Annotated in this window: 16 protein-coding genes and 1 riboswitch; of the genes, 9 read left to right on the forward strand and 7 right to left on the reverse strand. The window is 65.4% G+C overall.

The genetic code is table 11. From position 1 onward, the window contains the following. The first annotated feature begins 695 nt into the window (after positions 1–695). Positions 696–2165 (forward strand): aminotransferase class I/II-fold pyridoxal phosphate-dependent enzyme, encoded by a 1470-nt coding sequence (locus FHY03_RS01655; RefSeq protein WP_183928336.1) that lies wholly within the window; start codon positions 696–698, stop codon positions 2163–2165. A gap of 231 nt (positions 2166–2396) precedes the next feature. Here FHY03_RS01655 and FHY03_RS01660 read toward each other — a convergent pair whose 3' ends face one another. Continuing rightward, a complete protein-coding gene (locus FHY03_RS01660; RefSeq protein ID WP_183928337.1) occupies positions 2397–2831 on the reverse strand; it encodes a DUF3617 family protein in 435 nt (144 codons plus the stop codon). Between the two features lie 217 nt (positions 2832–3048). Here FHY03_RS01660 and FHY03_RS01665 point away from each other — a divergent pair, with 217 nt between their 5' ends. From FHY03_RS01665 to FHY03_RS01685, 5 genes are all read left to right on the forward strand, one after another. Beyond that, complete coding sequence (locus FHY03_RS01665) at positions 3049–5832, forward strand: TonB-dependent receptor (protein ID WP_260158609.1); 2784 nt, start codon at positions 3049–3051, stop codon at positions 5830–5832. A 70-nt stretch (positions 5833–5902) separates the two neighbouring features. After that, positions 5903–6955, forward strand: a complete 1053-nt coding sequence (locus FHY03_RS01670; protein WP_183928341.1) for a glycosyl hydrolase family 43 — start codon at positions 5903–5905, stop codon at positions 6953–6955. A 571-nt stretch (positions 6956–7526) separates the two neighbouring features. Then, positions 7527–10376 (forward strand): TonB-dependent receptor, encoded by a 2850-nt coding sequence (locus tag FHY03_RS01675; protein ID WP_183928343.1) that lies wholly within the window; start codon positions 7527–7529, stop codon positions 10374–10376. An 85-nt stretch (positions 10377–10461) separates the two neighbouring features. Further along, positions 10462–12132 (forward strand): hypothetical protein, encoded by a 1671-nt coding sequence (locus FHY03_RS01680; RefSeq protein ID WP_183928345.1) that lies wholly within the window; start codon positions 10462–10464, stop codon positions 12130–12132. Positions 12133–12278: 146 nt separating this feature from the next. Then, positions 12279–13013 (forward strand): FadR/GntR family transcriptional regulator, encoded by a 735-nt coding sequence (locus FHY03_RS01685; RefSeq protein WP_183928347.1) that lies wholly within the window; start codon positions 12279–12281, stop codon positions 13011–13013. An 892-nt stretch (positions 13014–13905) separates the two neighbouring features. On the opposite strand, the gene FHY03_RS01690 is transcribed toward FHY03_RS01685, so the two are convergent. From FHY03_RS01690 to FHY03_RS01700, 3 genes are all read right to left on the reverse strand, one after another. Next, a complete protein-coding gene (locus FHY03_RS01690) occupies positions 13906–14559 on the reverse strand; it encodes a DUF3857 domain-containing protein (RefSeq protein ID WP_260158610.1) in 654 nt (217 codons plus the stop codon). Positions 14560–14910: 351 nt separating this feature from the next. Beyond that, positions 14911–15789, reverse strand: coding sequence for an alpha/beta hydrolase (locus FHY03_RS01695; RefSeq protein WP_311721279.1), 879 nt, complete (start codon positions 15787–15789; stop codon positions 14911–14913). A gap of 173 nt (positions 15790–15962) precedes the next feature. Further along, positions 15963–17168, reverse strand: a complete 1206-nt coding sequence (locus tag FHY03_RS01700) for an ABC transporter permease (RefSeq protein WP_183928349.1) — start codon at positions 17166–17168, stop codon at positions 15963–15965. 146 nt (positions 17169–17314) lie between these two features. Here FHY03_RS01700 and FHY03_RS01705 point away from each other — a divergent pair, with 146 nt between their 5' ends. Then, entirely contained in the window at positions 17315–17665 is a 351-nt protein-coding gene (locus tag FHY03_RS01705; protein ID WP_183928351.1) for an EF-hand domain-containing protein, read from the forward strand. On the opposite strand, the gene FHY03_RS01710 is transcribed toward FHY03_RS01705, so the two are convergent. Both FHY03_RS01710 and FHY03_RS01715 read right to left on the reverse strand, forming a co-directional pair. Then, positions 17662–17841 (reverse strand): hypothetical protein, encoded by a 180-nt coding sequence (locus FHY03_RS01710; RefSeq protein WP_183928353.1) that lies wholly within the window; start codon positions 17839–17841, stop codon positions 17662–17664. The genes FHY03_RS01705 and FHY03_RS01710 overlap by 4 nt on opposite strands. Before the next feature lie 77 nt (positions 17842–17918). Further along, on the reverse strand, positions 17919–18119 hold the full coding sequence (locus FHY03_RS01715) for a hypothetical protein (protein WP_183928355.1): 201 nt from the start codon (positions 18117–18119) through the stop codon (positions 17919–17921). 282 nt (positions 18120–18401) lie between these two features. On the opposite strand from FHY03_RS01715, the gene FHY03_RS01720 reads away from it, so the two are divergent. Further along, positions 18402–19217 carry a hypothetical protein gene (locus FHY03_RS01720; RefSeq protein ID WP_183928357.1) on the forward strand — a complete coding sequence of 272 codons (816 nt, stop codon included), beginning with the start codon at positions 18402–18404 and terminating at the stop codon, positions 19215–19217. A gap of 332 nt (positions 19218–19549) precedes the next feature. Here FHY03_RS01720 and FHY03_RS01725 read toward each other — a convergent pair whose 3' ends face one another. After that, positions 19550–21724: a TonB-dependent siderophore receptor gene (locus tag FHY03_RS01725; protein ID WP_183928359.1), complete on the reverse strand. Its 2175-nt coding sequence runs from the start codon at positions 21722–21724 to the stop codon at positions 19550–19552. A gap of 100 nt (positions 21725–21824) precedes the next feature. Further along, positions 21825–22032: riboswitch (cobalamin riboswitch) on the reverse strand. Positions 22033–22193: 161 nt separating this feature from the next. Between FHY03_RS01725 and FHY03_RS01730 the strand changes: the two genes are divergently transcribed. Then, the gene (locus tag FHY03_RS01730; RefSeq protein ID WP_183928361.1) at positions 22194–24563 is read left to right on the forward strand and encodes a TonB-dependent siderophore receptor; all 2370 of its coding nucleotides are present in this window, start codon (positions 22194–22196) and stop codon (positions 24561–24563) included. Positions 24564–24569: the final 6 nt, after the last annotated feature.

Here is a 24569-nt window from a genome sequence, read left to right on the forward strand (position 1 = left end):
CAGGTGCCAGCGCCAGTGGCGAAAGCCGCGCATGCGACTCATCCGCTGGCGCCGCACCTCACCGGCGAACAGCGGACCGAACCTGTTCCACCACAGCCTCACCGTCTCGAGGCAGATGTCGATCCCACGCTCGAACAGCAGGTCCTACACGTTCCGCAGCGACAGCGGAAAGCGCACGTAAATCAGCACCGCCAGCAGGATCACCTCGGGTGACGAGTTGAAGTAGCGGAATGGACTGGCTGGCTTGCGCGGGCGGGGCATGGCCCCTCCTCTACCTCGGCGAGCACTGCAGGTGCAGTAGCTTTGACAGCGCCATCATGCGCGATCGTCGTCGCAGCTGTCGAGGTGAAGGCATAGGACCGGCGCGAGACTGCGTTGGTCGAGGCGCTCCAGCGATGAGAAGAACTGCGGCAACCTGTCCGGCTCGTTGCGCGCTGGCACGCAGATGGCGACGTTCATCTCTGCTGCTGATGGCCTTTTCGTCACGTCAGACCATCGAGTTCCCTTCAATAGGCTTAACGGATTATCGAACCTACGACATTGATGACGATCAAGCGGCCACGCGCTGATCGCCTATCCGGCCAAACGGCGGCATGGCTCGCCTGCCCACCGACCACCTACATAAATATCTTCGGTCTGACGGCTAAGTTATTGTGATCCGCGCGTTTGGCCTGCCACTTAAGCAAGGCATCGACATGGACCAGAAGAGCGCGCCGCTCGTCGAGGCGTTGGCAGCAATCGAACACGAAGCGCCGATCGGGTTCGGCGCTCCGGGACACAGTCAAGGCGCTGCGATGCCTTCAAGGCTGCGCAGCTTGCTCGGCCAACGCCTCTTCCGTGCTGACGTGCTCACACCCAAGGGGCTGGATGATCGGACTGAAGGAGCACATGCGCTGCAGCGTGCGCATGAACTCGCTGCTGAGGCGTGGAATGCCGATTTCTGCCGCTTTGTCACGGGTGGATCGACGCAGAGTCTTCACACCGTCATGGCGGCGGTTGCTGGTCCGGGTGAGACGATCCTTATTGCGGCGAATGCTCACAAGGCGGAGCGCACGTTCGCTCTGGCGGCCGGGCTTGATGTCGGGATCGTGCCCGTACAGGTCGACGAGGCATGGGACATCGAGCACGGCGTAGCGCCAGAGGCGCTGCGAGCCTCGTTGGCGCGCTATCCGGCCGCGAAGGCGGCCATCGTGGTCAGTCCGACCTATTACGGCGTGACGAGCGACATCGCGGCGCTCGCCGACATCTGCCATGACCATGGCATCCCGCTGATCGTCGATGCCGCCTGGGGTGGCGCATATCCTTTTTGCGAGGCACTACCTGGCGATCCGCTCACGAAGGGCGCCGATGCTGCCGTGTACAGCGCGCATAAGACGATGGGGGCGCTGGCGCAGGGCTCGATCATCGTGGCGAAAGGGAACGTCCTCGACCGCCAGCGGCTATGTATGGCGTACGAGCTGTTCGAGACGACCAGCCCCTCGGTTCCTATCCTTGCATCCCTAGACGCAACGAGGCGCGACCACGCGTTGCGTGGCGAGCAGATGTGGAACGATGTGCTCAAATTGGCGCGTAGCGCGCGGGAGAGGATCGGCCGCATCGCACCGCTGCGAGTCCTAGGTCGCGATGATATACCAGCCGGTGCCGAGATCGATGAAACCAAGGTCCTTATTGACATTTCCGGGTTGGGGGTCTCGGGTTACGCCATCGACGACTGGCTGTTTGCAGAGCATCGCATCAGCATGGGGCTCTCTGACGAGCGTCACATCCTGGCTGTCATTTCGCTCGGCACGACGCGCAGCGACATCCGCGGGCTCGAGCGGGGGTTAGCGGATCTCGTTGCTCGGTTCTCGGCAGATCCCACGCTTCTTCCGCGCTCGCCGGGTGGTCCAAGCGTGGCAACTTTGTCGGTCGACATGGCAATCTCCGGCTCGGAAGCGCTCGCCGGTCCGGCGGAGATGGTCCGCTACGAGGATGCAGAGGGGCACATTGCGGCGGAGATGATCGCGCCGGCGCCACCAGGCGTCCCGCGTCTGGTGCCAGGCCAACGCATCTCCGCTGCGCACGTCGCGTGGCTGATCGCCAACCGAGATGCCGGTGCCTTCATCATGGATCCGGTAGACCCGGCTGAGGCAACCATCAGGGTCGTCAATGGTCCAACCAAGTAGGTGGCTGGACCCAGAAGCAGTCACTCCCGTCACGCTGCGCGCCTCCCAACTCTCGCCAATCGTCAATCTAGACCTCAAAGTCTCTTGGCCGCTCTGGGCTGCTGTCTGGTTCGCGCGCTGCTGAATCCAGCACGTGGTTCAGCGTGGTCGCTTCGGTAGACAGAATCGGCCCGTCAGCGACTTCAAGCGGCATCAGCATGCCGTTTGGTCATGCGCCGCGCTGCGCAGTACTTACGCGCCTATCCTGCTCGCCCGTTGATCGAGTGTAATTCGCAATGCTCCCTTCGGCGTTGTGCCGGTGACGATCGCCTGACCGGCAAAGCCTGACGCGTCATAGCTGCCGGATCGCACGATATGCAATGGCGTGCTCTTCTTCTGTGGGCAGGCCAGCGTCTGCGCGTAGCGCCCGTCGGCGACACTTTGGCTCTCGATGCGGCATCGTGCCTCGGGATCGGGTGCCAGCAGCGCGTCGACGCCCTGCCCTTGCGAGACTCGTTTGTGTTCCGCTTTGCTCTTGCCGCGCGCCATGCGGACCAGAAATCCGGGAACGCCCGGCACGGTAATGTCGACGACCTTCGATACGACGTCCCAAGCGCCGGGTTCCACGTGACGCGGGCCTATCACGTCAGCTTGCGAGACCAGAGCGATGACATAGAGACTGACCATCTAGCGATCGTGCACCCTTGACCGACGAGCCGCAACCATGTGGTACCGCGTTGCCTAGTCGCGGTCGGGCCCTCACCGGACTCCACGAGCACGATCTTGATCGCCAAAGTATGACAAATGCGACATAATTGCCGTTGCATTTTTGCGTCGGTCGCGTGACACAGCCTTCACGAGGCGTCGAAGAGCGCCTGGACGACAGATCCTGGGGAGGGTGATGATGGGGACGGTTCTACGGGCCGGTGTGTCGTTGACAGCGTTGCTGATCGGCGCACCAATCGCGTACGCGCAAGACCTGCGATCGCCTGTGGCTGGCGCGAGTGCGACCGAGGCCGGCACGTCCGATCCGGATCAGACACAGCTGACCGACCCGGCGCAACCCGACGAGGGCGCGACCGCCGATGACATCGTCGTCTCGGGCCTGAGGCGCAGCCTTGAATCTGCTCAGGCCATCAAGCGCACGTCAGACGGGATTGTGGACGCGATCGTCGCGCAGGATATCGGCAAGCTCCCCGATACCTTCGCCTCGTCGGCGCTGCAGCGCGTCGCTGGCGTCGCGGTGACACGCGGCGGGGGCGAGTCGGCCGGCGTGACAGTGCGCGGCCTGCCCGACCTGACCACGACCTACAACGGGCGCCAGATCTTCACCGCCGAGGGGCGATACGTACAGATCCAAGATTTCCCCGCCGGCACCGTCGCCGCGCTGGAGGTCTACAAGTCCGGCCTGGCGGATCAAGTGGAGGGCGGCATCGCCGGCGCGATCAACGTGAGGGGTCGAGGCCCCTTCGATTTCGACGGCTTCGAACTCTCCGGCTCGCTCAACGGGGTGCTGTCGCAGCAGTCCGAAAAGATCGTGCCGAACGGCAATCTGCTGATCAGCGATCGGTGGGACACCGGCATCGGCGAGATGGGGCTGCTGCTGAATGCCTCGTACGTCGGCGTCAACTTCCTCGATTCGACGCGTGAGCAGTCGCTGGTGATCGCAACGACCGACGGCACCAACGCACCGGGCGCGCAGGCCGGCCTGCGCTACCCCGACGCGCAGGGCAATTTCCTCGGCTACGGCAATCGCTACCGTCCCTCCGTCAACGCCGCCTTCCAGTGGCGGCCCACGCCCGAGCTCGAGATCTACGCCGACGGCCTGTACCAGGGTTTCCGCTCGAAAGATTATAACCGGTGGATGTTCGTCCCGATCTTCGGTGATGGCGTGAGGCTGTCCGATGTGACGACGATCTCCGGCACCGACAAGGTCGCGACGGCGACGGTCAGCGGCGCCGTGCGACCCGAGGGCTATACCGGCTCCTTCAACGGCAAGACCGACACCTATCAGGGCGGCATCGGTGCGACCTGGAAGAAGGATCGCCTGCAGATCTCGGCGGACGTCGCCTACACCGACAGCACCTATACCGCCAACCTCGTGAACGTCGACTATGCCGCCACCCGCTCGCCGGTCCGCACCGTCGCGTTCGAGGCCTCGCGCGACGGTGGACCGACGCAAACCTTCGTCGATTTCGACATCACTGATCCGGCCAGTTTCATCAGCCGCGGCCTCTACCAGGAGCTCACCGTGGTGAGCGGCAAGGACTGGCAGGCGCGCACCGACCTGTCCTACGACCTTGACCTCGGCTTCTTGAAGCGGCTGCAGGTCGGCGTGCGCTACGCCGATCGCGACGCCGCGCGCGACTTCGGCAACCTGTACGTCAACAACGAGCCGGCCGGGATCCCGCTGACCGCCCTTCCCGGCGCCGACGTGCGGACGAGCCTGCCGGGCTTCACCTACAACGACGTGCAGCGCAACAAGGCCTATGCCGCGCTCACGCGCGACAGCATCCGCGACAATCTGGTCGAGCTTCGCAGCTTCTACGGCGTGCCCGCCGGCACGCCCCCCTTCAACCCGCCCGACAACTTCCGCGCGAACGAGAAGTCGTACGCGGCCTACGGACAGCTCAAATACGGGTTCGATCTCGGGAGCATGATCGTGGACGGCCTGGTCGGCCTGCGCGCGATCAAGACCAAGACGCGGATCAGCGGCTTCTCGCGTGTCGAGGATGTCGGGGGTGCGGTCACCTTCCCGCCGATCGCCGCGGCGACCGAATATACCGACTATCTGCCCAACGTGAGCGGTCGCTTCGCCTTCACGGACAAGTTGCAGCTGCGCCTGGCCTACACCCAGACGCGAACCCGCCCCAACTTCTTCGATCTGCGCCCGAACACCTCGCTGGGGCAGCCGGTGGTGCTGGCCCCGGGCGACCCGTGCCTGACCGATCCGGCGACCGAGGTGTGCGTCGAGCGGCTTCGTCGCGGCGGATCGGCGGGCAATCCGGACCTGAAGCCGCTCACGTCTAACAACTATGACGCGAGTTTGGAGTATTACTTCTCGCGCACCGGCTCGTTCACCGCCGCGATCTTCCGCCATGATGCAGAGGGCTTCCTGGCGACGGTGGACGATCGGTCGGCGCCCGGGCTCCGGATCGCGCGTCCCGTCAACCTCGGCAAGACGCGCCTGCAAGGCGCCGAGGTGCAATTCACCAGTTTCCTCGACATCGATGGGCTACCCGACTGGGCAAAAGCCTTCGGTGTCCAGGCGAACGGCACCTTCATCGACGCGAAGGGCGATCTCCAGCCCAATTTCGCGGCGACGCTGAACAACGAACAGCAGGCGTTCCCCGGCGTTTCCAAGTGGGCGTACAATGTCGTGGCGCTGTACGAGCGACCGCAATTCTCCGCCCGGCTGGCGTATAATTACCGCTCCAAGTTCGTGCAGTTCTACAGCCTGGAAGCGCTCGATCCGACCGCGCATGCCGTGATCGAGAAAGGGCGCGGCCAACTCGATCTGTCGATGTCGGTGACCCCGCTGCCCAACGTCACGCTGGCATTCGACATCGTCAATCTGCTCGGCAACCCGCTGCAGCGCTATCGCCAGTTCGACACGGGTGACAGCTTCACGCGGCAGGTGCTCTACATCGAACGAGCCTATTCGCTGGGGGTGCGATTCCGCTTCTGAGGTAACGTGCGCCGCACCGCGTCGCCGTGGCTCTCGGCGAGCGGCAGCGGCCTGCGCCGGGAGAGACGCTATGGTACGATCGCGGCGCCCGCTCGCGCTCCTGCACCTTACCTTGTCGGCGATCGCCGTCACGGTCGCGCCGGCGTGCGCGCAATCGAGGCCGGTCCCTCCCGGCGCGCCCGAGACGCCCTATGTGGCGCCCGATCGTGCCTATCTGTTCGCGCACATGACCAGAGAGCGCTACGGCGTGCTCCATTATTCCGTCAGCTTGGACGGACTGCACTGGCAACAACTCAATCGCGGCGCGCCGGTATCGAGCGACTATCACGGTCACGCCTCGATCGCGCGGGGCGGTGACGGGCGCTACTATCTCGTCGGCAACCAGAGCGATGATGACCCGCTGATCCGCTTCTGGGTTTCGGACGATCTGGTGCGCTGGACGCCGTTCGGCACCTACCGCCCCCGTCTCGAAGGGATCGCTGGTATGGCGCATGCGCTGCCGCGGATCGGCGCGCCGAAACTGTTCTATGACGCGCCCTCGCGCGATTTCCTGCTCACCTGGCACACGCCGACCGTGCCCGGCACGCCCGACGATCCCGAGCGCTACTGGGGCAGCCAGCGGACGCTCTACGTACGCTCGCCGGACCTGCGGCGGTTCAGCGAGGCGCCCCGGCGACTGTTCGGCTGGGAGATGGCGACGATCGACGCCTTCGTCGTGCCGAACGACGGCGGGCCGGGCTACTGCGCCGTGTTCAAGGACGAACGCTATCCGTCCTATGACTGGACGACGGGCAAGACGGTGCGGATCAGCTGCGCTCCCACGCTCACCGGGCGCTACGCGCCGCCCGGTCCACCGCTCAGTCCCAATTTCCGCGAGGTGCCCACGCTGATCCGTTCCCCGGACGGGCATGACTGGCTGCTGTATTACGAGCAATATGCCGGCACGAGCTATGGCCTCTCCAAGGCGCCGCGGCTCGCGGGTCCTTGGTATCAGGTCTCCGGTAACTCCGGGGTCCCCGCATGGGATCGCTACACCATGCCCGCCGGGCTTCGGCACGGCTCGATGATCGCGATTGATCGCCAGCAATATGACGCGCTGGTGGCCGCTTATCCGCCGGCCTAGCCAGCCGCTTCGCGGCACGCATTCTAACGTGTACTCGCGCCACGCTCTGCCGCACGCGATGCGAGTCAGTTAGCAACGAGGTTCGCGTTCGCGCCAAGGTGGCAGCGCGACCCATTTGCCGCCATCTCGATGTCACTTCTGGCTTCCGACAGGTGGACACTCGTTCAGCCAGCTTGGGTGAGTCGTACGTCCAACGCGATCGATCGACGGATCCGAGTGGCGACCGCCCGGTGCTCCCACAAAAAGCGAAGGGAACGTTCTCGAACGAAATAAAGCGAAATAGCGTAAAAAGGTATTGGCGAAACTTTTCCTATCTGATTAAACCCACCTAGTGAGTTTTTGAGCACGGGTGGCAAGCAGCCGCGCGGTCAATCTTTTGTAGCTTGGGGGAATCGCCTGTAAACGGACGGCACCGTGTCAGCGTGCTTCTCGACTTGCTGATCGACGAGGTCAATCTTTGTCGGCCTTCCCCCTGCATTCCGTTGAGCAGCGTCACGGCCAACAGGTCGGGCGTCCGCTGATTCAGTCACCTGTACAACTACACCTGGGAGGGGTTGTCATGGCTTCAAAGATGAAGTTCACGCTTTTGGTCGGCGCCGCGTTGCTTGCGAGTCCTGCCGCCGCACAGGACGCCGCCCACCCTGCCGCAGGCGCGCCGCAGACAAGTCCCGACGGCACCGTACGGGAGCCGACTCCCGCCGCCGCCCAGGTCGGTCCAGGCGTGAGCGACACCACCGACGACATCGTCGTGACGGGTATCCGCAGCAGCCTCGCCTCGTCCGCCAGGATCAAGCGCGACGCGCAGCAGATCGTCGACTCCATCTCGGCCGAAGACGTTGGCAAGTTCCCCGATGCCAACATCGCGGAGTCGCTCCAACGCATCACGGGCGTCGCGATCGATCGCTCGGGCGGCGAGGGTCAGTTCATCACCGTCCGCGGGCTCGGGCCCGAGTTCAACACGGTGCTGGTCAACGGCCGTGTGATGGCGACCGACAATCCGGGCCGCGAGTTCTCGTTCGACGTGCTGTCGTCGAACATGATCCAGCGTACCGACGTCTTCAAGTCGAGCGTGCCTGAGCTGCAGGAAGGCGGCATTGGCGCGACGGTCAACATCATCACCGCGCGCCCGCTCGACGGCCGCAGCGGCTTCCACCTCGCCGCATCCGCGGGCGGCATCTACGACACGTTGCGCGAGAAGCTTAGCCCCGATTTCTCCGCGGTGACATCGCTGACCAACGAGGCAAAGACGCTGGGTATTGTGCTGTCGGGCTCGTACACCGATCGGCGCAGCCAGCTCGACTTCGTCGATGTCGGCGGATGGCTCTACGGCCCGCAGAATGTCGTGAATGGCACCGGCGACTCCGCGGGCCTTCCACCGGGCGCGATCACCAGCACCGGGACGACCGTGAACGTGCCGCAGAGCGTCAACTACCGGCGTGAACTCGATCGTCGGCGTCGCATCAATGTGGCGGGTGCAGTGCAGGCCCAGGTCACTGACCAGCTGCTGCTCACCGTCGATGGCATCTACTCAAAGTTCGACGTCTTCGCGGACACCAACACCTTCGCCAACTTCTACTCGAGCCCGTATATCGGACTGGAGCTCGACGACACCGCTTCGGCGATCGGCTTCAACCGGCCGGGCCAGCAGTTTCTCGCCGCCAACCCTGCCCTTAACGGTCTGGTGTCACTGTCGCAGAACGACAACATCGTCAGCAAGAACGTCCGCCAGACGCAGACCTACCAGATCGGCGGCAACCTGAAGTGGAACCCTGCCGAGGACGTCGAGGTGCGCCTCGACGCCTCGACCACCCAGGCGACGCAGCGCGCGCCCAACCAGTTCGTCGTGGTCGGCTCGCTCGCGCAGACCAGCCCGCGCTTCGACCTCAACAAGGACGGCGACCTGCCGATCGCGTCGAACTTCGGCAACATCACCGATCCGTCGCTGATGCGCGCCCACTATACCGGAGTCGATGCGGACCGAGTCCGCGACACCAGTTCCGAGTTCCACCTCGACACCGACTACAAGATCCATGACAGCATCCTGCGCTCGGTCCGGATCGGTTTGGCTTATTCGGACCGGACGAAGGATCGCCGCTCTTTCAGCAACCGCGACGGGAACAGCGCCTACACCGGCTATGAGATCCCGATCGATCCGTCGCTGCTGTCGGCCTACAAGCTCGACAACTTCCTGCCCGGCGTGTCCGGCAGTGAGAGCGCGCCGCAGCAGTTCTTCACCTACGATCCCAACGCAATCATCGCCTTCCTCTCCGATCCGAGGACGCTTGCCTTGCCGCGTCAGGGGCGCACCGCGGCGGAGCAGGCTGCAGAGGCCGCACGTCTGCTGGCGCTGCCCGGCGGCCCCTTCGGCCTGCGCGAGAACCCCGGCAGCAACGCCAACGTGAACGAGCGACTGCTCGCCGGCTATATCGCAATGTCGTTCGGCGGCGAGAACTGGAGCGCGAACGCGGGCATCCGTGTGGTGCGGACGCAGACGATCTCTCGTGGATTCAGCCAGCCAGTGGTCGACGTCTCGAACGCTCGCGGTGACGACACGCTGATCTACACCTATGGGCCATCCACGCCCATCTCGGTGCGCAACAGCTACGTCAACGCACTGCCGTCAGCGAACGTCAAGTTCAACGCCACCGAGAAGCTGATCGCGCGCGCTGCCTTCTCCCAGACGGTGACTCGGCCGACGCTGACCGATCTGGGCGTCGATAATTCGTTCGGCGGCCGCATCTCCGTCCCGCTATCGAGTGGCGGCAACCCGACGCTCGAGCCGTTCAAGTCGACCAACTATGACCTGTCGATCGAATATTATCTCAACTCGATCAGCTATGTCAGCGTCGGCGGCTTCTACAAGGACCTGAGCAACTTCCTCGAACTGCAGACGGTGCCGGTACAGCGGTTCGGCCGGACCTACCAGGACACCCGTACGCGAAATGGTCAGAGTGGCTACATCCGCGGTGTCGAGGTCGGCGGGCAATATACGTTCGACTGGCTGCCTAGCGTGCTGTCCGGGTTCGGCGTGGCCGGCAACTACACCTATGTCGAGAGCAAGGCTGAGCGTGACGCCTCGCTGGCCGACTATGACTGCGGCTACAACGGCCTCTCGCCGCACTCGGCCAACGGCAGCATTTTCTACGAGAAATATGGCCTCTCTGCGCGCGGCTCGTACAACTGGCGCTCGGACTATCTTCGCTCGTGCCGCTCCGATCAGAGCCGTCCGCGCAATCGCTCGAGCTACGGGCAGCTGGACTTCAACGTGGGCTACGACATCACGCCCAACGTTCAGATCTACGTCCAGGGCGTCAATGTGACGAACCAGCGGATCCACGAATGGTCCGCGATCGAGGAGCGGTTCCTGCTGCTGCAGGAGACCGGCGCGCGCTACAATTTCGGCGCGCGCGTCAAGTTCTGAGCGGAGCTTCGTCGATGAGGGCGGTCGTGCGCGACCTTGCACGACCGCGTCTTTTCCGCCTCAACGGAGAACACGAAGAATGCTGATGAACCGTCGGGATCTGGTCACGCAGGCAGGTGCGCTCGGCCTCTCCTCGCTGCTCCTCGCGAGCGCCGCCGATGCGGCAATCCGTGGGGGCGCCGCACTTGACGCCCTTGCCGCCCCCGATGCGGTCGCGGCTCGCACCGCGGACGGCACGATCACCGCGCTCACCCGGCAGGGCACGGCCTGGAGCACGCGCGGGCTGAAGCTCAGCGTCGAAGGTGACCGGCAGGCCAACGGGCACGGCCTGACCGTCGCGCTGGAGAGCGGCCGTGCCGACGTCACCTTCCTGCGATTGCGCTGGCGCCGGCAGATCGCACCGGACGCCCATGTGCTCGCGGACACGTGGGAGCGCGCCTACGGCGAGCTCGGCTGGCGTGGCCTTGCTCCCGAGCGAGCGCTTCCCTGGTATTTCATGCTGCAACAGGGCGAGAACGTCGCCGCCTTCGGCGTCGAGACCCAGCCCAACGCTTTCTGCTTCTGGCAGTGCGACCCCGATGGTCTGTCGCTCTGGATCGACCTGCGGAACGGCGGCGAGCCCGCGAACCTCGCCGGCCGTCGCCTCGCACTATGCCGGGTGCTCTCGTCGCAGTGGAGCGGCGGGGCAGACAGCTACGACCGCCTTCGTACCTTCTGCACGCGGATGTGCCAGAAGCCGCTGCTGCCGGCCGGGCCGATCGTCGGCAGCAACGACTGGAACTACGCCTACGGCCGCAACACCGCGGCGGGAATCCTTCGCGACGCCAGGCTGATGGTGGAGCTATCCCCGCCGGGCCACCGACCGTTCGTCGTCATCGATGACGGCTGGCAGGACAAGACCCGCTTCCCCGACCTCGGCGAGCTCGCCGCGCAGATGAGACAGAGCGGCGCGCGGCCTGGTATCTGGATCCGTCCGCTCCGCGCCGAGGAGCAGGTCCGCGCGACGCGGTTATCGCCCAAACGCTTCGGGGACGCAGCGACGGCGGAGATCGCGGCCTATGACCCATCCGTGTCCGACGGAATGGACGCCATCCTGCGCTCTGTCCGCGACGCGCGCGCGCAAGGCTTCGAGTTCATCAAGCACGACTTCACCACCTTCGAGATCTTTGGACAGTGGGGACGCGACATGGGGGCGCAACCCGGACGGCGCGGCTGGCGCTTCGCCGACGCGACGCGCACCACGGCGGAGATCGTGCTCGACCTGTACCGAGCGATCCGCTCGGCGGCGGGGTCGAGCTGCACCATCCTGGGCTGCAACACTTTCGGTCACCTCGCCGCGGGCATCTTCGAAACGCAGCGTATCTCGGACGATACCAGCGGCCGCGAGTGGGAGCGGACGCGGCGGTTCGGCGTCAACGCGCTGGCCTACCGCATCCCACAGCATCGCACCTTCTTCCACGCGGATCCCGACATCGTAGCGGTCACCCGCATCATCCCCTGGCGGCTCACCTCGCAATGGCTGGACGTCGTGGCACGCAGCGGGACGACCCTGTTCATCGCGCCGGCACCCGACGCCATGACCGACGAGGCCAGAAATGCCGTGCGCGCGGCCTTCGCCATCGCCGTCGGCACGCCAGCGGGCCATCCAATTGCCGGATCGCTCTCCCCCACGCCGGAGGAGTGGCGCTTCACCTCGCCGTCGGTGACCAGACGCTACAATTGGGACGTGCCCGGTGGGGCCGACCCGTTCGTGTGACTGCCGGGGCGGCGCCCGTAGACGGCTGCCCGCATGCGCGAGCCGCCGTGCGGGTGCATACCACCTGTCCGACGAGCCGCGTGCCTCGGCGAGGCGTGATGTGACGCGCCGACCACGATCTTCCTCCGTTCGAGCGACGCCACGCCATGTCCGCTGATGCGACCTTCGTCAGCGCGGGCTCGAACAGGCTTCCGGTGGGTAGGCCGGACCTCGGGCGCAACCTGACGTTCGGACTGCTGGACCTGCTAGGACGCGCGATCGTAGCCGGCGAATATGAAGACCGCCCCTTTCCGGTTGAAAAGGAGCTGGCGACGCGCCACGGCGTCAGCCGCTCTGTCACGCGCGAGGCGTTGAAGATGCTCGCAGCTAAGGGGCTCCTCGGGACCCGCCCGAAGCTAGGCACCTTTTTGATGCCGCAGGAAAGTTGGAATCTATTCGACACCGACGTTCTGAGGTGGATCCTCGAGCGCCCGCCATCGATCGCGCTCCTGCGGCGCTTCAACGAGCTGCGGGCTGGCGTCGAGCCCCAGGCCGCAGCGCTCGCGGCGCGACGCGCCGACCCGCAGCAGCGCCAGGCGATCCGGCAAGGGCTAGAGCGGATGCGAGCAGCCGAGCACGACGAGGACGATCCACTCGACGCCGATCTGGCCTTCCACGTGGCGGTACTTCGCGCGACCGAAAACCCGTTTTTCATTCAGTTCCGCGACGTCGTGGCGACCGCCCTGCGCGTCTCAAGTCGGTTAACTAACAGGATCGCTGGGCACACCGCTCGTATCGAGGAGCATGCCGCTGTATACCACTCCATTATGGCGCATGACGCCGCAGGAGCCGCCGAGAACATGCGGGCTGTAATCGATGAGGTTTTGCTTACAATCGATTAGACATAGCAAGTATACGAGAGCAGGTCACTCTACGAAGCGACGCTAACGGTCTGCGACGGCGATGTGCACACGGCGCGGCAACTAGGAGACTTCCAGGAGCTCTCCGCGGTCGTCCAGTGGCGACGGCCGGCCCCGTGGAGACATCGCGGTCGCCGCGCATACGTCGCCGCAGCGGGACTTAAGCTGCTATCGAGAAGGTGCGCTCGGAGCGTTCCGAGTGGCGGCGTGTCCTGACGCCACAGGCCTCACCTCAGCGCGCGAGGCCACGGCTTTGGCCAACGCGCGGGATCACGCCTCCTTGCACCATCCGAAGGCATGGATCAGCGTTCCCTAGTGACGAGGCCCCACAATCGGTCACCCCCGACGCCCTGCCCGTCTCCCAACTTCGGACGTTCATTCATCTCTGTGGCCGACAGGCCTAACGCGCCGCAAAGTCTTGGTCTGGTCGGGTTTTGGCAGGGAAAGCGGACCTTCAATAGACGGGCGGACCGTCCTCAAGCGGCACTAGAACCTGTTCCACAGCGTCTTTCCGGGCAGCGTACTCCGCCTTTACTCGCGCACTGCGAAGGTCGAAGTCGCTACCATATCGTTACCACATGGCGGATTGAGGCCATGCTCGCCAGTGGGCGCTTGCGGCCCTCTGCCCTCTCGTACCGAAGACCCAGAACCGGACACTCGACGGCTTTTGCTCGCCTCTCAACTCCGGCCGCTCGTTCATCCCGGTACCCGAGTCGTCCGGGCTTTCCGCAGAGCGCTCGGCTTGGGCTCGTTTGGGAGAAGAGCCGCATGTTCGCTTTCGAGCGGTTGGGTGCGGCTATGTGCCGGTCGCATCGCTACAGGCGTGCTGAATATCGGGTTCTGAACCTCGTCGTTTTCTAAGATTATCGTACATCTAACGAGTGTCAGCGGCTCGGCATGGAACATCAGGTCCAATCCAATCGAAGTCGTACGTCGTCGGCACGGTCTCGCCGTTGCCAATTGACGTCTTCTTCCCGGCAGGATCGTAGGAAATCCAGCCCATGCTGTTGTCGAAGGCGGCAATGCGGCCGTTGTCACGCTGTGCCGCCGCCATATCGATGGAGAAGACGGTCATGTCGACCTCCAGCTCGTCGCCGACCCGAAGGTCGGGCACTCTGAGTACCGCCGTAAGCGTCCCATCCAGCTTCGCCGCCTCCAGCTGATCTTCGCGCCGGAGGATCTCGAACGTGGCGTCCTTCAGCACGTCGACAACCTGACCGTCGCGGAAAACCTTGATCCCGTGAGCGATTGGAGCTCCCGCGCCGGCGTTCCAAGCGATCGAGATATTACCGAGCTGCAAGGCCGCAGGGTCGAGGAGTTTGATGCGATAGCCGAGGTACTGAGCTTGCCGCTTCTCACTGAGGTGCACTTCGACGTCCTGTCGCCGAAAGAACACTGGGCCGGTTGTGGTAGCTGGCAGCGGCAGGAGCGTGGACGGCGTGGCCCAGGTTGGGACGGGGCCGCGGCGGACCTGCTCTGTCTGCGCCCAGGTGGGACCCGCAACGATCATCGACGCCGCAAGCAGCAACGCAGCACGTACCCTTATTCGGACCCCCGTCCCTCTCTGTCGCCCGGCATTGTGGCAGACCCATCTTCGCTTGCAAGGGAGAAGGGCGCTTCAGATGACGCGGCGGGCATGGAGCAGTTGTATGCACCGAGTGCCCACGAAATCTGTGAGAAGCCGGCCTTGCTCGCGCTTACGGCCTCTCGTTACGAGAGACCCAAATAGCGGACACTCACGCCCTAGAAAGCGCCGCTTGATTCTGGCCGTTCGTTCATCTAGTGCGTCACTCGGCACAATGGCCTACGAAGAACCATGAAAATTACCTGGGTGAGAACAGCGGGCGCCCCATGCCGCCGCCGTACGTATAGCGGTGTTCTAGAGGACTCCGAGATTGTGTAGCCACTGCTTGACTTGTTCAGGCCACTCTCTTGAGATCGGGTCGGCGGTCGGTCTCATACCGAAAGCGTGGCCGCCCTTGGCGTAGATCCGCATGTCGACCAAGACGCCTGCGTCGCTGAGCGCCAACGCATAAGCGAGCGGCTGCCTTACCTTATCCATCGGATCGTTCATGGCGTGCAGGATCAGCGTGGGTGGTGCCTTGGAGCTGATCGTGACCCAGGGGCGTAGCTCGAGGCTGTTCTTCCCCTTGCTGTCGTCGAGCATGCGCGCGGTGTAAGCGACGACGGCGTAATCCGGACGTGGGGATTGTCGGTCCGCCGCGTCAGCGACGGGGTAGGTCCTCTCCTCGGTGTTGCTCATGTTCGCAGCAAGGTACGCGCCAGCGGAGAAGCCGATCACACCCACCTTGCTTGGATCAATCCCGTACGACCGGGCATTCTGCCGAAGCCGCCCCATGGCGCGCTGTGCATCTTCCAGTCCGAGCAACACCTTGGGTCGCTGCTGCCGGCCGTTCTCGCGGGGCCAAACCTGAGGTACGCGGTATTTGAGAACCGCGCAGACCATGCCTTGTCGCACGACCCAGTCACAGATCTCGGTGCCCTCCAGGTCCATCGCCAGGACCTCGAAGCCGCCGCCCGGCAGGACGAGCATGGCTGCCCGCGTGCCGCTCCCTTTCGGCCGATAGACGGTCATCGTCGGTCGCGTCACATAGCTGGCCCAATGCCACATCTTGCCGGCGACCAGCCCAGTGCCGTTGCCCAGTCCCTCCGGCCGGTCACCGCTGTCAGGCTTGGCCAGGCTGACGTTGGCTGGCCACAGGGGGACTTGCTCGCCGCCGCTCGGCGCCTGCCACACGCCTTCGTGTTCGTTCCTGGGGAGCGGTGTAGTGGCTGGTGCGCTTGCCACCTGCTCAGCCCGTGCGCTCACACTCGCCGCGGCGCTGACAACTAGGGTCGCGCTGAGGAGATGATATAGGCTCGGCACATTTACCTCCTAGCGCGGGTGACACTCGGCGCGGCTTCGCTGCGCTACTCGTGGCGGAGCGCATCGATCGGGTCCAGTCCCGCCGCCCGACGAGCAGGCACGAAGCCGAAGACGATCCCGATGATGGCCGAGAAGCCGAACGCGAGCGCGTTGATTGCCGGGTTGAACGACCAATCCAGTGACATGAGCCGGGAAAGCCCGGCGATAGCCACCTGCGCGAGCAGCAGCCCGGCGAGCCCGCCGAGGCATGAGAGCGTCACCGCCTCGACAAGGAATTGCAGCAGCACCTCGCGGGCAACGGCGCCGATCGCGAGCCGGATGCCGATTTCGCGCGTGCGCTCGGTGACGGCGACGAGCATAACGTTCATGATGCCGATGCCGCCCACCACGAGGCTGATTGCCGCGACCGCAGCGACGATGCGCGTAAGGGCGGCGGTTGTGCCGGATAAGGTCTCCGAGATCTGGCGCGTGTCGATGATGAGAAAGTCGTCGTCTTCCCCAGCTCCCACATGTCGCCGTTCGCGCAGCAGGCCGGTAAGCGACGCCTTGACCTGCTCGGTGTCATAGGCCGGATCCACACCGACGAGCAGCGCCTTGATGTCCCTCGTTCCGAGGAAGCGACGCGCCACGGTCTTGATCGGCATGATCACCAGATCGTCCTGATCGCCGAACTGCCCCTGCCCCTTGGTGGTGAACAGTCCGATGACCTCGCAGCTGACCGGTCCCGCGCGGAAGCGTCGGCCGATCGGATCCAGCTCTTTGAACAGGTTCCTGCTCACCGTGCTGCCGATCACGCACACGGCCTTGCCCGCGCTCTCCTCCGCCGGCGTGAACACCCGCCCCGCCTGTAGCGGCCAGGGCTGGATGACGAAGTACGTCGCATCCATGCCGAAGATGCTCGTCGACCAGTTGTTGCCCTCGTAGAAGACCGCCGAGGTGGCCTGCGCCTGCGGTGCCACGCCGGTGACGCCGCTGACCTGTCGCTCGATGGCGACCACGTCGTCGGGATCGAAGCTGGCTGGAGGTGGCCCACCTCCGCCGCGGCGGGTCGCTTGTCCTGGATGGACGTGCAGCAGGTTCGTGCCGAGATTGGCAATCTGCTTCTGCACGGAGGCCGAGGTCGCGTCCCCGAGCGTGACCATCGTCACGACCGCCGCGACACCGATGACGATGCCGAGCACAGTCAGGAAGGACCGGAGCGCATGTCGCCGGATCGAACGCGCAGCGAGCAGGACCGTCGTGCCGAGCATGTCGCTGACTTTGCGGCGGTATCGGCGTCGCGGCAAGGCTCAGCGATACCACTTTCACAAATCACGCCTGACGTCCTTCATGGCAGGTTCACTGACCAATTGAGATGGTGCCTTGAATAGGCCGATTAAGGCCGAGGAGAGTGAGCGTGCTGACCGCTGTGCTGCTACTCGTCTCGCTGCAAGCCGGAGCAACCGGACCCGGCGTTCCCGAGCCGCGCTCCGGCCGAGAGATCAAGATGGACGTTCAGCTTGATGCGGCCTTTCTCGCAGCTGCGGACACAAACCACGACGGAGCGCTCGACCTTAAGGAGTTCACGGCCGAGTTTGACCGCCGCATCGATGCGATGATCGCGGGCGATGACGAGGCGCAGAGGAAGATCAAACCGGCGGATCGAGCCAAGATGCGCGAGGGTATGATCGCCCCTGCCTTTCGCGGAATGGACAAGAACTCGGACGGACTTCTCACCAGGGACGAGGTGAAAAGCTTCAGCCGTTAGCTTCTCGCAATCCAGCGCGAAAGCAGGCCGGCGATCACGGCTAAGATCATCCATATCAAAGCGCCTATGGCGAGCGCCAAGGCTCCATGACCCTCCCAGTCGTTCTCGGCCGCCATGGCCTCATACCAGATGATGGTGATCACGATTGGGATCACGGCGGCGGCAAAGATAGCCACGTGGGGTCGGTGGCGCCAAACGAAGGGGGCGGCTCCTCCCGCTGCTCCTGCAAGCAGGCAGACGAGCAGAAGCACGCTCATCGCGGTTGAGAGTCCCGTTCTTCTGCGTCCCGCGCTTCTCGAGAGACATCCCGCACCGCGGCGCACAGCTTATCCGCGAGCATGAGGGCTTCGCCCATCGTGAGCGTGAGCGCCCAGGTTCCGCCCTGAGCATTGATATCGACCAGGATCTTGCCAGCCTCAGTGCTAACGGAGACGGGTTCGGCATGGTCAGGCATCTGGGTACACCCTCATCCTACGGCCCCTCGCCGCAGCGGCGTGGCCGGTGACAAGACAAAGCGATCTGAGAAGGAAAGGATGCGAGGAAGGCAAAGGTATGCGATTGCCCTATCGCAGCTCACCGAACCCGGCGCTGCAAACCTTAAGGGGCCGTGCCCCCAAGAAAGATTTAGCGCAACGCAGAGTAGGCTCAGCCAATGGCTCAGTGAGCCGCTTAGCTGGATCCAACGAAGCGTCGATCTGCTGATGGACTGCGCAGGTGTCGGTAAGGAGAAGGATGCTTGATCACCATGGTAGCAATGGCTGCAGCGGCGATGGCGCTAGCGCAAAAGGCTGCCCCCGTCCCTGCCGATGGCGCCGAAGTCACCGAGCGCGTCGCACAAGCCTCCAGCGTCGGTAGCTTGCTCTACGCTTTCGACCGCGCCGCTTGGGTCAATAGCGACGCACTCACCGCGCAGGTTCCGCAAGATCACCTGAAGGGTCTTGGAGGATATATCGTCGAGATCGCCGAGGCTGGCGTTCTGCGCGTAACCTACTATCGAGGCGCAGCCGCGACCGCCGACGTCTTATTCGTGGTAGATGTCCGAGACGGTGAAGTTGTCCGCAGCGAGCTCCTCACCCACCCTGTGCGGCTGCTCCCTGCTCAAGCGAGTCTCGCCCGAGCGCGCGAGATCGCGGTCGAGCGCGCTAGAGAGCGCAATTACAAACCTTGCACGAGTGCACCCTTCAACACGGTCGTTTTGCCATCCCGCGACAATGGCCCGGTGGCGGTCTACTTGCTTTCGGCTCAGAAGACGGCTGACACATGGCCCATGGGCGGCAACTACCGCGTGATCGTTGCCCCCGATGGCGCCGTGTCAGCTTCTCGTCCGTATAGCGTTGGCTGCCTCAACGTGACGCGACCCCATCTACCGGCTGGTGCGAAACCGGTCGGCTTCATCGTCAGCCACCTTCTCGACCCGACACCGACCGAGGTACACGTGTTTGCCTCCTTCAGCATGCACTCTCCGGTGTTTGTCACCACTCCGGACAAAAGAATTTGGAAGGTTGAGGGTCGTACTATCACGCTTGATGAAGAGGCGTCGAAAGGCCGATGATAATCAATGCGGCATAACGCCTTGGTTCATGAGGCGTTTTGCGCTGCTTTCAAGGTGATAAGAAATCATCGTTCTCCGCCGTCGTGCAATTCACCCAATACCGGTCATTCCAGTCACCCGGTCCCCGTTCCGATTCCTGTCATTCGTTCATCTCGGCAGTCCGACGGTTCTGGCCTTTCCAGGACGCTGTCTGTCTGGCCAAGTATGGGAAGAAAAGCGGGGGTTCCTGATTTTACCCCCCTGTTCGCCGTGCGCCTGCTACTCACCCAAGCCAGCGATAAATCAGGTAGGTCCAGCGCGTGGCTGCCGGTGGGAGGAACGAGCGCGTCATCTCACAGCCGCGCGCGCAGCGCGACGTCGAGCGAGCGCGGTCGGCCGAGCAGCCACTGCGCCGCGCCGTAGGTGGAGGTCACGTAGCGGGTGTCGAAGAGGTTGTAGACGCGCACGTCCGCCGCGAGCGCCGGCGTGAGCGCGAACGAGAGGCCGCCGTCGGCGACGGTGTAGGCCGGCACCCGCGCGCTGTTGGTCGAGTCGACGAAGCGCGCGCCGACGTGACGCAACCCCGCCTGGGCGCGCACGCCGCGGCGGCTCTCCCAGGTGAGCCACAGGTTGCCGGCACGCTCGGGCACGTCGGGCGGCGTGTTGCCGGAGAGATCCGCGTCGCCGGTCAAAAGGTCGTCGAAGCGGGCGTCGAGCGCCGTCCCGTTCGCCTCGATCGAGAAGCCCGCGGCGAGCGCGAGCAACAGCGCCGCCTCGATCCCTTTCGACGACTGCCGTCCGATCTGTTCGAGCGGGCCGTTGGTGACGCGCTGTGCGACCAGGTCGTTCTTGACGATGCGATAGCCAGCGAGTGTCACGTTGACGCGTCCGCCGAGGAGCGCTGCCTTGGCGCCCGCCTCGATCTGGTCGCCCTTGGCATTGGTGAAGGCGAACTGCGTCGCGCTGGTGGTGAAGGTGGTCAGCGTGCCGACCGGATCCACGCCCGTGGCATATTGGGCGTAGAGCGAGATGCTCGGCGCGGGCTGGTAGACGGTGCCGACGCGCCAGGTCGCGTCGCGAAACCTCTTCTCGCGCGCGCCGCCCGAGAAGGCGTTCGCCTCACCCGCCGGAGCGCCGGCCGCGTCGTAGAGGATGTTGCGGCGGCGCACCCCATCCTCCTCGTAGCGGAAGCCGCCGACCAGCGAGAGCCGCCGCGATAGCCGCAGCCGGTCCTCGCCGAAGATGCTCCACTCGGTCGTGATGGTGCGATAGCGCGGCAGCGTCGCCGCGCGGTCCTCCAGCGTGCCAGGGGCAAAGTCGAAGGGATCGACCGCATCCGCCTGATCCGCGACGGCGAAGTTGTTCGAGTAGCGCAGGTTCACGCGGTTGACCTCGGCGCCGAGCACCAGGTCATTGGCCAAGCCTCCCCCCAGCGGCGCGCTCAGCTTCACGCTCGCCTGGTCGCCGTACTGGGCGATGTCCTGGACGATCCCGAGGTTGTCCGATCGCTCGATCACGCCGTTCGGCCGACCGGCCGCCGGCGCCCAGGCGTAGCTCTCGAGGTCGTACCAGCTGCGCTTGCTGGCAAGCCGATAGGCGGCGTTGGTCAGCGTCACCGCGTCGCTGACTTTCCATTCGGCGACGAGCGTCTGGCGATCGTCGCGGAAGCGGATGTCGGCGTCGGCGACGTTGTAGTTGCGGCGCCGGTTGCGCGGGTCGAACCGGCCGTCGATCAACGGCGTGCCCCAGTAGCGCATCGGTGTGACGTCACCATAGTCGCCGCGCAGCGTGACGGTGAGCCGTTCGCTCGGCGCGAAGCGCAGCGCGCCCGACAGCGCGAGGCTGTGGTTGTCGCCGCGGTCGACCCAGCCGTCCGAACGACGGTAGCTCGCGTCCAGGCGGTAGCCGAGCTGTTCGACGAGCGGACCGCCCGCCCCCGACGCGACATGCCATGTGTCCTGCGCCCCGTAGCTCAACTCCGCGTCGTAGCGTGCGGTCTCGCTCGGCGCGCGCGAGACGACGTTGACCGCGCCGCCGAGCGCGCCCTGGCCGTAGAGCACCGAGGCGGGCCCGGTCAGCACCTCGATCCGCTCGACGGTCCAGGGGTCGGTCGGGAAGGTGATCGTGCCGGCGACCGGGAAGAGCCGGATGCCGTCGACCAGTTGCAGCACCGAACCCTGGCCGACGAAGCCGCGCGCGGCGAGCGCGGTGTTGCCGTTCCCGGCATTCGCCGCGGCAGTGATGCCGGGCGCGCGCGACACCGCCTCGACCACCGTGAGGTCGCCGCGCGCGCGGATCGCGTCGCCGTCCACGGTCGCGACGCTGGCGGGAAGCTCGAGTGGTGTCAGACCGAGGCGGCTGCCGGTCGCGCTCGGGCGGTCGAGCGCGCCGCCGCCGCGGCCGACGACGAGGATGTCGTCGCGCGGCGGCACGCGGTCGCCGTCCTGCGCCAGCGCGCCGGAGGAACAGGTGGCGAGCAGCAGCGCGGCGACATGCGTCGCCGGGCGGTAGGTGTCGATCATCTTCATATACCCCGATGAAGGACGGGGCACGCGGACCAGACACCGGCGCGCGCGGACGGGAGGCCCGGCCGCGGCATGCGAGCGGCCAGACCGGGCACCCCGCCGGTGGACGTTATGGCGTCGAGGCAGGTCTCCTGGCTCGCGGGTCGGTGCGGATGGTCTGGCCTTCCCGGCCGCGCGAGCGCGACCAGTGACACGGAGCGACCACCTGCTCGCCGCTTACAGTTGCGGGGGCAGCGCCGGCATCGCACCGGCTTCCCGTCTTAGCTCCGGCGCGGCGAACCGACCGGAGAACCTTGACCTGCGTCGCATCGACGAGACGAAACCGCGCGTCAAGGCTAATATAAAGAAAGCTTTATATCTCGCGGAGAATGCCCATTCGCCTTGAAGCCCCGCACTCAACTACGCAAACGATTCTCATTAGCCTTGACTCTGCAAATCGGTCGCAATATCGCTTCGGTAACAGGGGGCTACAATGTTGAAAAATGGACCGACCTTCCTGGCGCTCTCGTGCGTCGGGTTCATCGCTTCCGCGCCTGCCGCGGCGGATCCCGGCACGCCCACGGCGATCGCGGCGCAGGATCGCACCGACGGACGCGACGACATCATCGTCAACGGGGCTCCGGCTGAACCGGCGAAGCTAGAGAGCCCGAAGTCGACCTCGGCGCTGATCGACCTGCCGCAGACCGTCACCGTCCTCAACGACCAGACGATCCGCAAGCAGAATCTCCAGACGCTCCGCGACGCGCTGCAGACGATCCCCGGCATCACCTTCGGGGCCGGCGAGGGTGGCGGCGGCTACGGCGACAACATCATCCTGCGCGGTTATTCCGCCACCAACGACATCACCGTCGACGGCGTGCGCGACAGCGGCCAGTACAGCCGCACCGACCCGTTTAACCTCCAGCAGATCGAGGTCTACAACGGCGCCAACAGCGTCTTCAACGGCTCGGGCTCGGTCGGCGGCACGATCAACCTGGTGTCGAAGGTGCCGACGCCGCGCGATCTCACCGTCGTGCAAGGCTCGATCGGCACCGACGATTATTACCGCGCCGCGATCGACGCCAACAAGCGCGTCGGCGACGACGTCGCGGTGCGGCTCAACGCCGCCTATCACCGCAACGACGTGCCCGGGCGCGACGTCGAGAAGTTCGAACGCTGGGGCGTGGCGCCCGCGGTGACGATCGGGATCGACGGGCCGACCAGCCTGACGCTCGCCTATGTCCACCAGGAGGACGACAACACGCCTTACTACGGCGTGCCCTTCTTCCGTACCGCTCTGTCGAGCGGCCTGCTGCCCGGTGCGGACCGCTCGGCCTATTACGGCATCGTCAACCTCGACAGGCAGGACCAAGTGCTCGACCGCGCGACCGCCACCTTCCGCCACGCGGTCAGCGAGGCGGTGTCGGTGCGCAACCTGACGCGCTGGCAGCACGTCGTGCAGAACGGCGTCACCAGCGCGCCGCAGGGTACCTTCTGCCTCGCCGGGGTCGCGCTCCAGCCGACCGGCGCCGCCTGCCCCGCCGGCCTCGCGCCCGGCGAGTGGCGACCGTCGGGGCCGCGCGGACTGGTCCGCGATCAGGAAGCGCAGCTACTCTATAACCAGACCGACCTGCGTGTCGTGACGGGTGCCGAGGGCGGCATCCGCAACACGCTCAACCTCGGTTTCTCGGGCGCGATCGAGGATTACGCGATCACGACCGCCTCGCTGTTGCGCAATCCCGACGGTTCGGCGGTGACGCCGCTGCCAGTGCTGTCGATCGCGAACCCGGACACGACGTGGCGCGGGCCGCTTCACCGCACCGTCACCGCGCAGGCGCGCGGCGAGACGCGCAACCTCGCCGTCTACGCCTTCGACACGCTCGAGCTCGGCCGCTTCGTCGAGCTGAACGGCGGCGTGCGCTGGGAGTCGCAGCATGCGACCTTCCGCAACCTGCCGCTGGCGGTCGTGCCGCCCGGCGCGACGCAGGTGACCGAACTGGCCCAGCGGTCGCAGCAGAGCCGCGAGCGGCTCTTCTCCTATCGCGGCGGCGTGGTGCTGCACCCGGTGCGGAAGGTCAGCGTCTATGCCAGCTACGGCAACGCCAAGACGCCCTCCTCCACGACGGTGAGGCTCGGCTGTGGCGCGCCGGTGGTGCAGGTGATCGACGGTGCCGCCGTCACCTACGACCCCTGCCAGGTCGCGCCCGAGACCGCGCGCAACTACGAGGCCGGTGTCAAGGCCAGCGTGTTCGGGCGGCTCGAGCTCACCGCCGCGGTGTTCCGCAACGAGCGCACCAACTATCGCGTCCCCTCGGTCGACCCCGCGCTGCCTTCGTCGACACAGGTGCTCGACGGTCGCAGCCGCGTCGACGGGGTCGCGCTGGGCGCATCGGGCGCGATCACGCCGGCATGGACGATCTTCGCCAATTACACCTACCTCGACGGCACGATCCGCCAGTCGGTGTCGGACCGCTGCCTCGCCGCGCCGAGCGTGGCATGCGGCAACTCGTCCGCGGTGCCAGACCCGCAGCGCGGCAGCCGGCTGACGCAGACGCCCGAACACTCGGGCAGCCTGTTCACCACCTACCGCCTCCCGTTCGGGCTCGAGCTCGGCTACGGCCTGACCTACCAGGGCGGCTTCGCCATCGCCGCCGCGTCGCTCGCAGCGCCGGCACAGCCGCTGGTGGACGACTACCTAATCCACCGCGCCTATCTCGCCTACACCTTCGCGGGCGGGCTGACCGCGCAGCTCAACGTCCAGAACGTCGGCAACGAGCGCTATTACACGGGCGTGCGCAACAACGGCTGGGCGGTGCCGGGCGACGCGCGCTCGGCGGTGCTCAGCCTCTTCTACAACTTTTGAGCCGCG

The sequence above is a fragment of the Sphingomonas sp. BK345 genome (assembly GCF_014193845.1).
In the GTDB taxonomy this organism is placed as follows: domain Bacteria; phylum Pseudomonadota; class Alphaproteobacteria; order Sphingomonadales; family Sphingomonadaceae; genus Sphingomonas.

Coding starts and splice junctions, on each gene's coding strand:
- FHY03_RS01655 (WP_183928336.1), top strand. CDS start 696: ATGGACCAGAAGAGCGCGCCGCTCGTCGAGGCGTTGGCAGCAATCGAA.
- FHY03_RS01665 (WP_260158609.1), top strand. CDS start 3,049: ATGGGGACGGTTCTACGGGCCGGTGTGTCGTTGACAGCGTTGCTGATC.
- FHY03_RS01685 (WP_183928347.1), top strand. CDS start 12,279: ATGTCCGCTGATGCGACCTTCGTCAGCGCGGGCTCGAACAGGCTTCCG.
- FHY03_RS01660 (WP_183928337.1), bottom strand. CDS start 2,831: ATGGTCAGTCTCTATGTCATCGCTCTGGTCTCGCAAGCTGACGTGATA.
- FHY03_RS01700 (WP_183928349.1), bottom strand. CDS start 17,168: ATGCTCGGCACGACGGTCCTGCTCGCTGCGCGTTCGATCCGGCGACAT.
- FHY03_RS01715 (WP_183928355.1), bottom strand. CDS start 18,119: ATGCCTGACCATGCCGAACCCGTCTCCGTTAGCACTGAGGCTGGCAAG.
- FHY03_RS01730 (WP_183928361.1), top strand. CDS start 22,194: ATGTTGAAAAATGGACCGACCTTCCTGGCGCTCTCGTGCGTCGGGTTC.
- FHY03_RS01670 (WP_183928341.1), top strand. CDS start 5,903: ATGGTACGATCGCGGCGCCCGCTCGCGCTCCTGCACCTTACCTTGTCG.
- FHY03_RS01675 (WP_183928343.1), top strand. CDS start 7,527: ATGAAGTTCACGCTTTTGGTCGGCGCCGCGTTGCTTGCGAGTCCTGCC.
- FHY03_RS01725 (WP_183928359.1), bottom strand. CDS start 21,724: ATGAAGATGATCGACACCTACCGCCCGGCGACGCATGTCGCCGCGCTG.
- FHY03_RS01680 (WP_183928345.1), top strand. CDS start 10,462: ATGAACCGTCGGGATCTGGTCACGCAGGCAGGTGCGCTCGGCCTCTCC.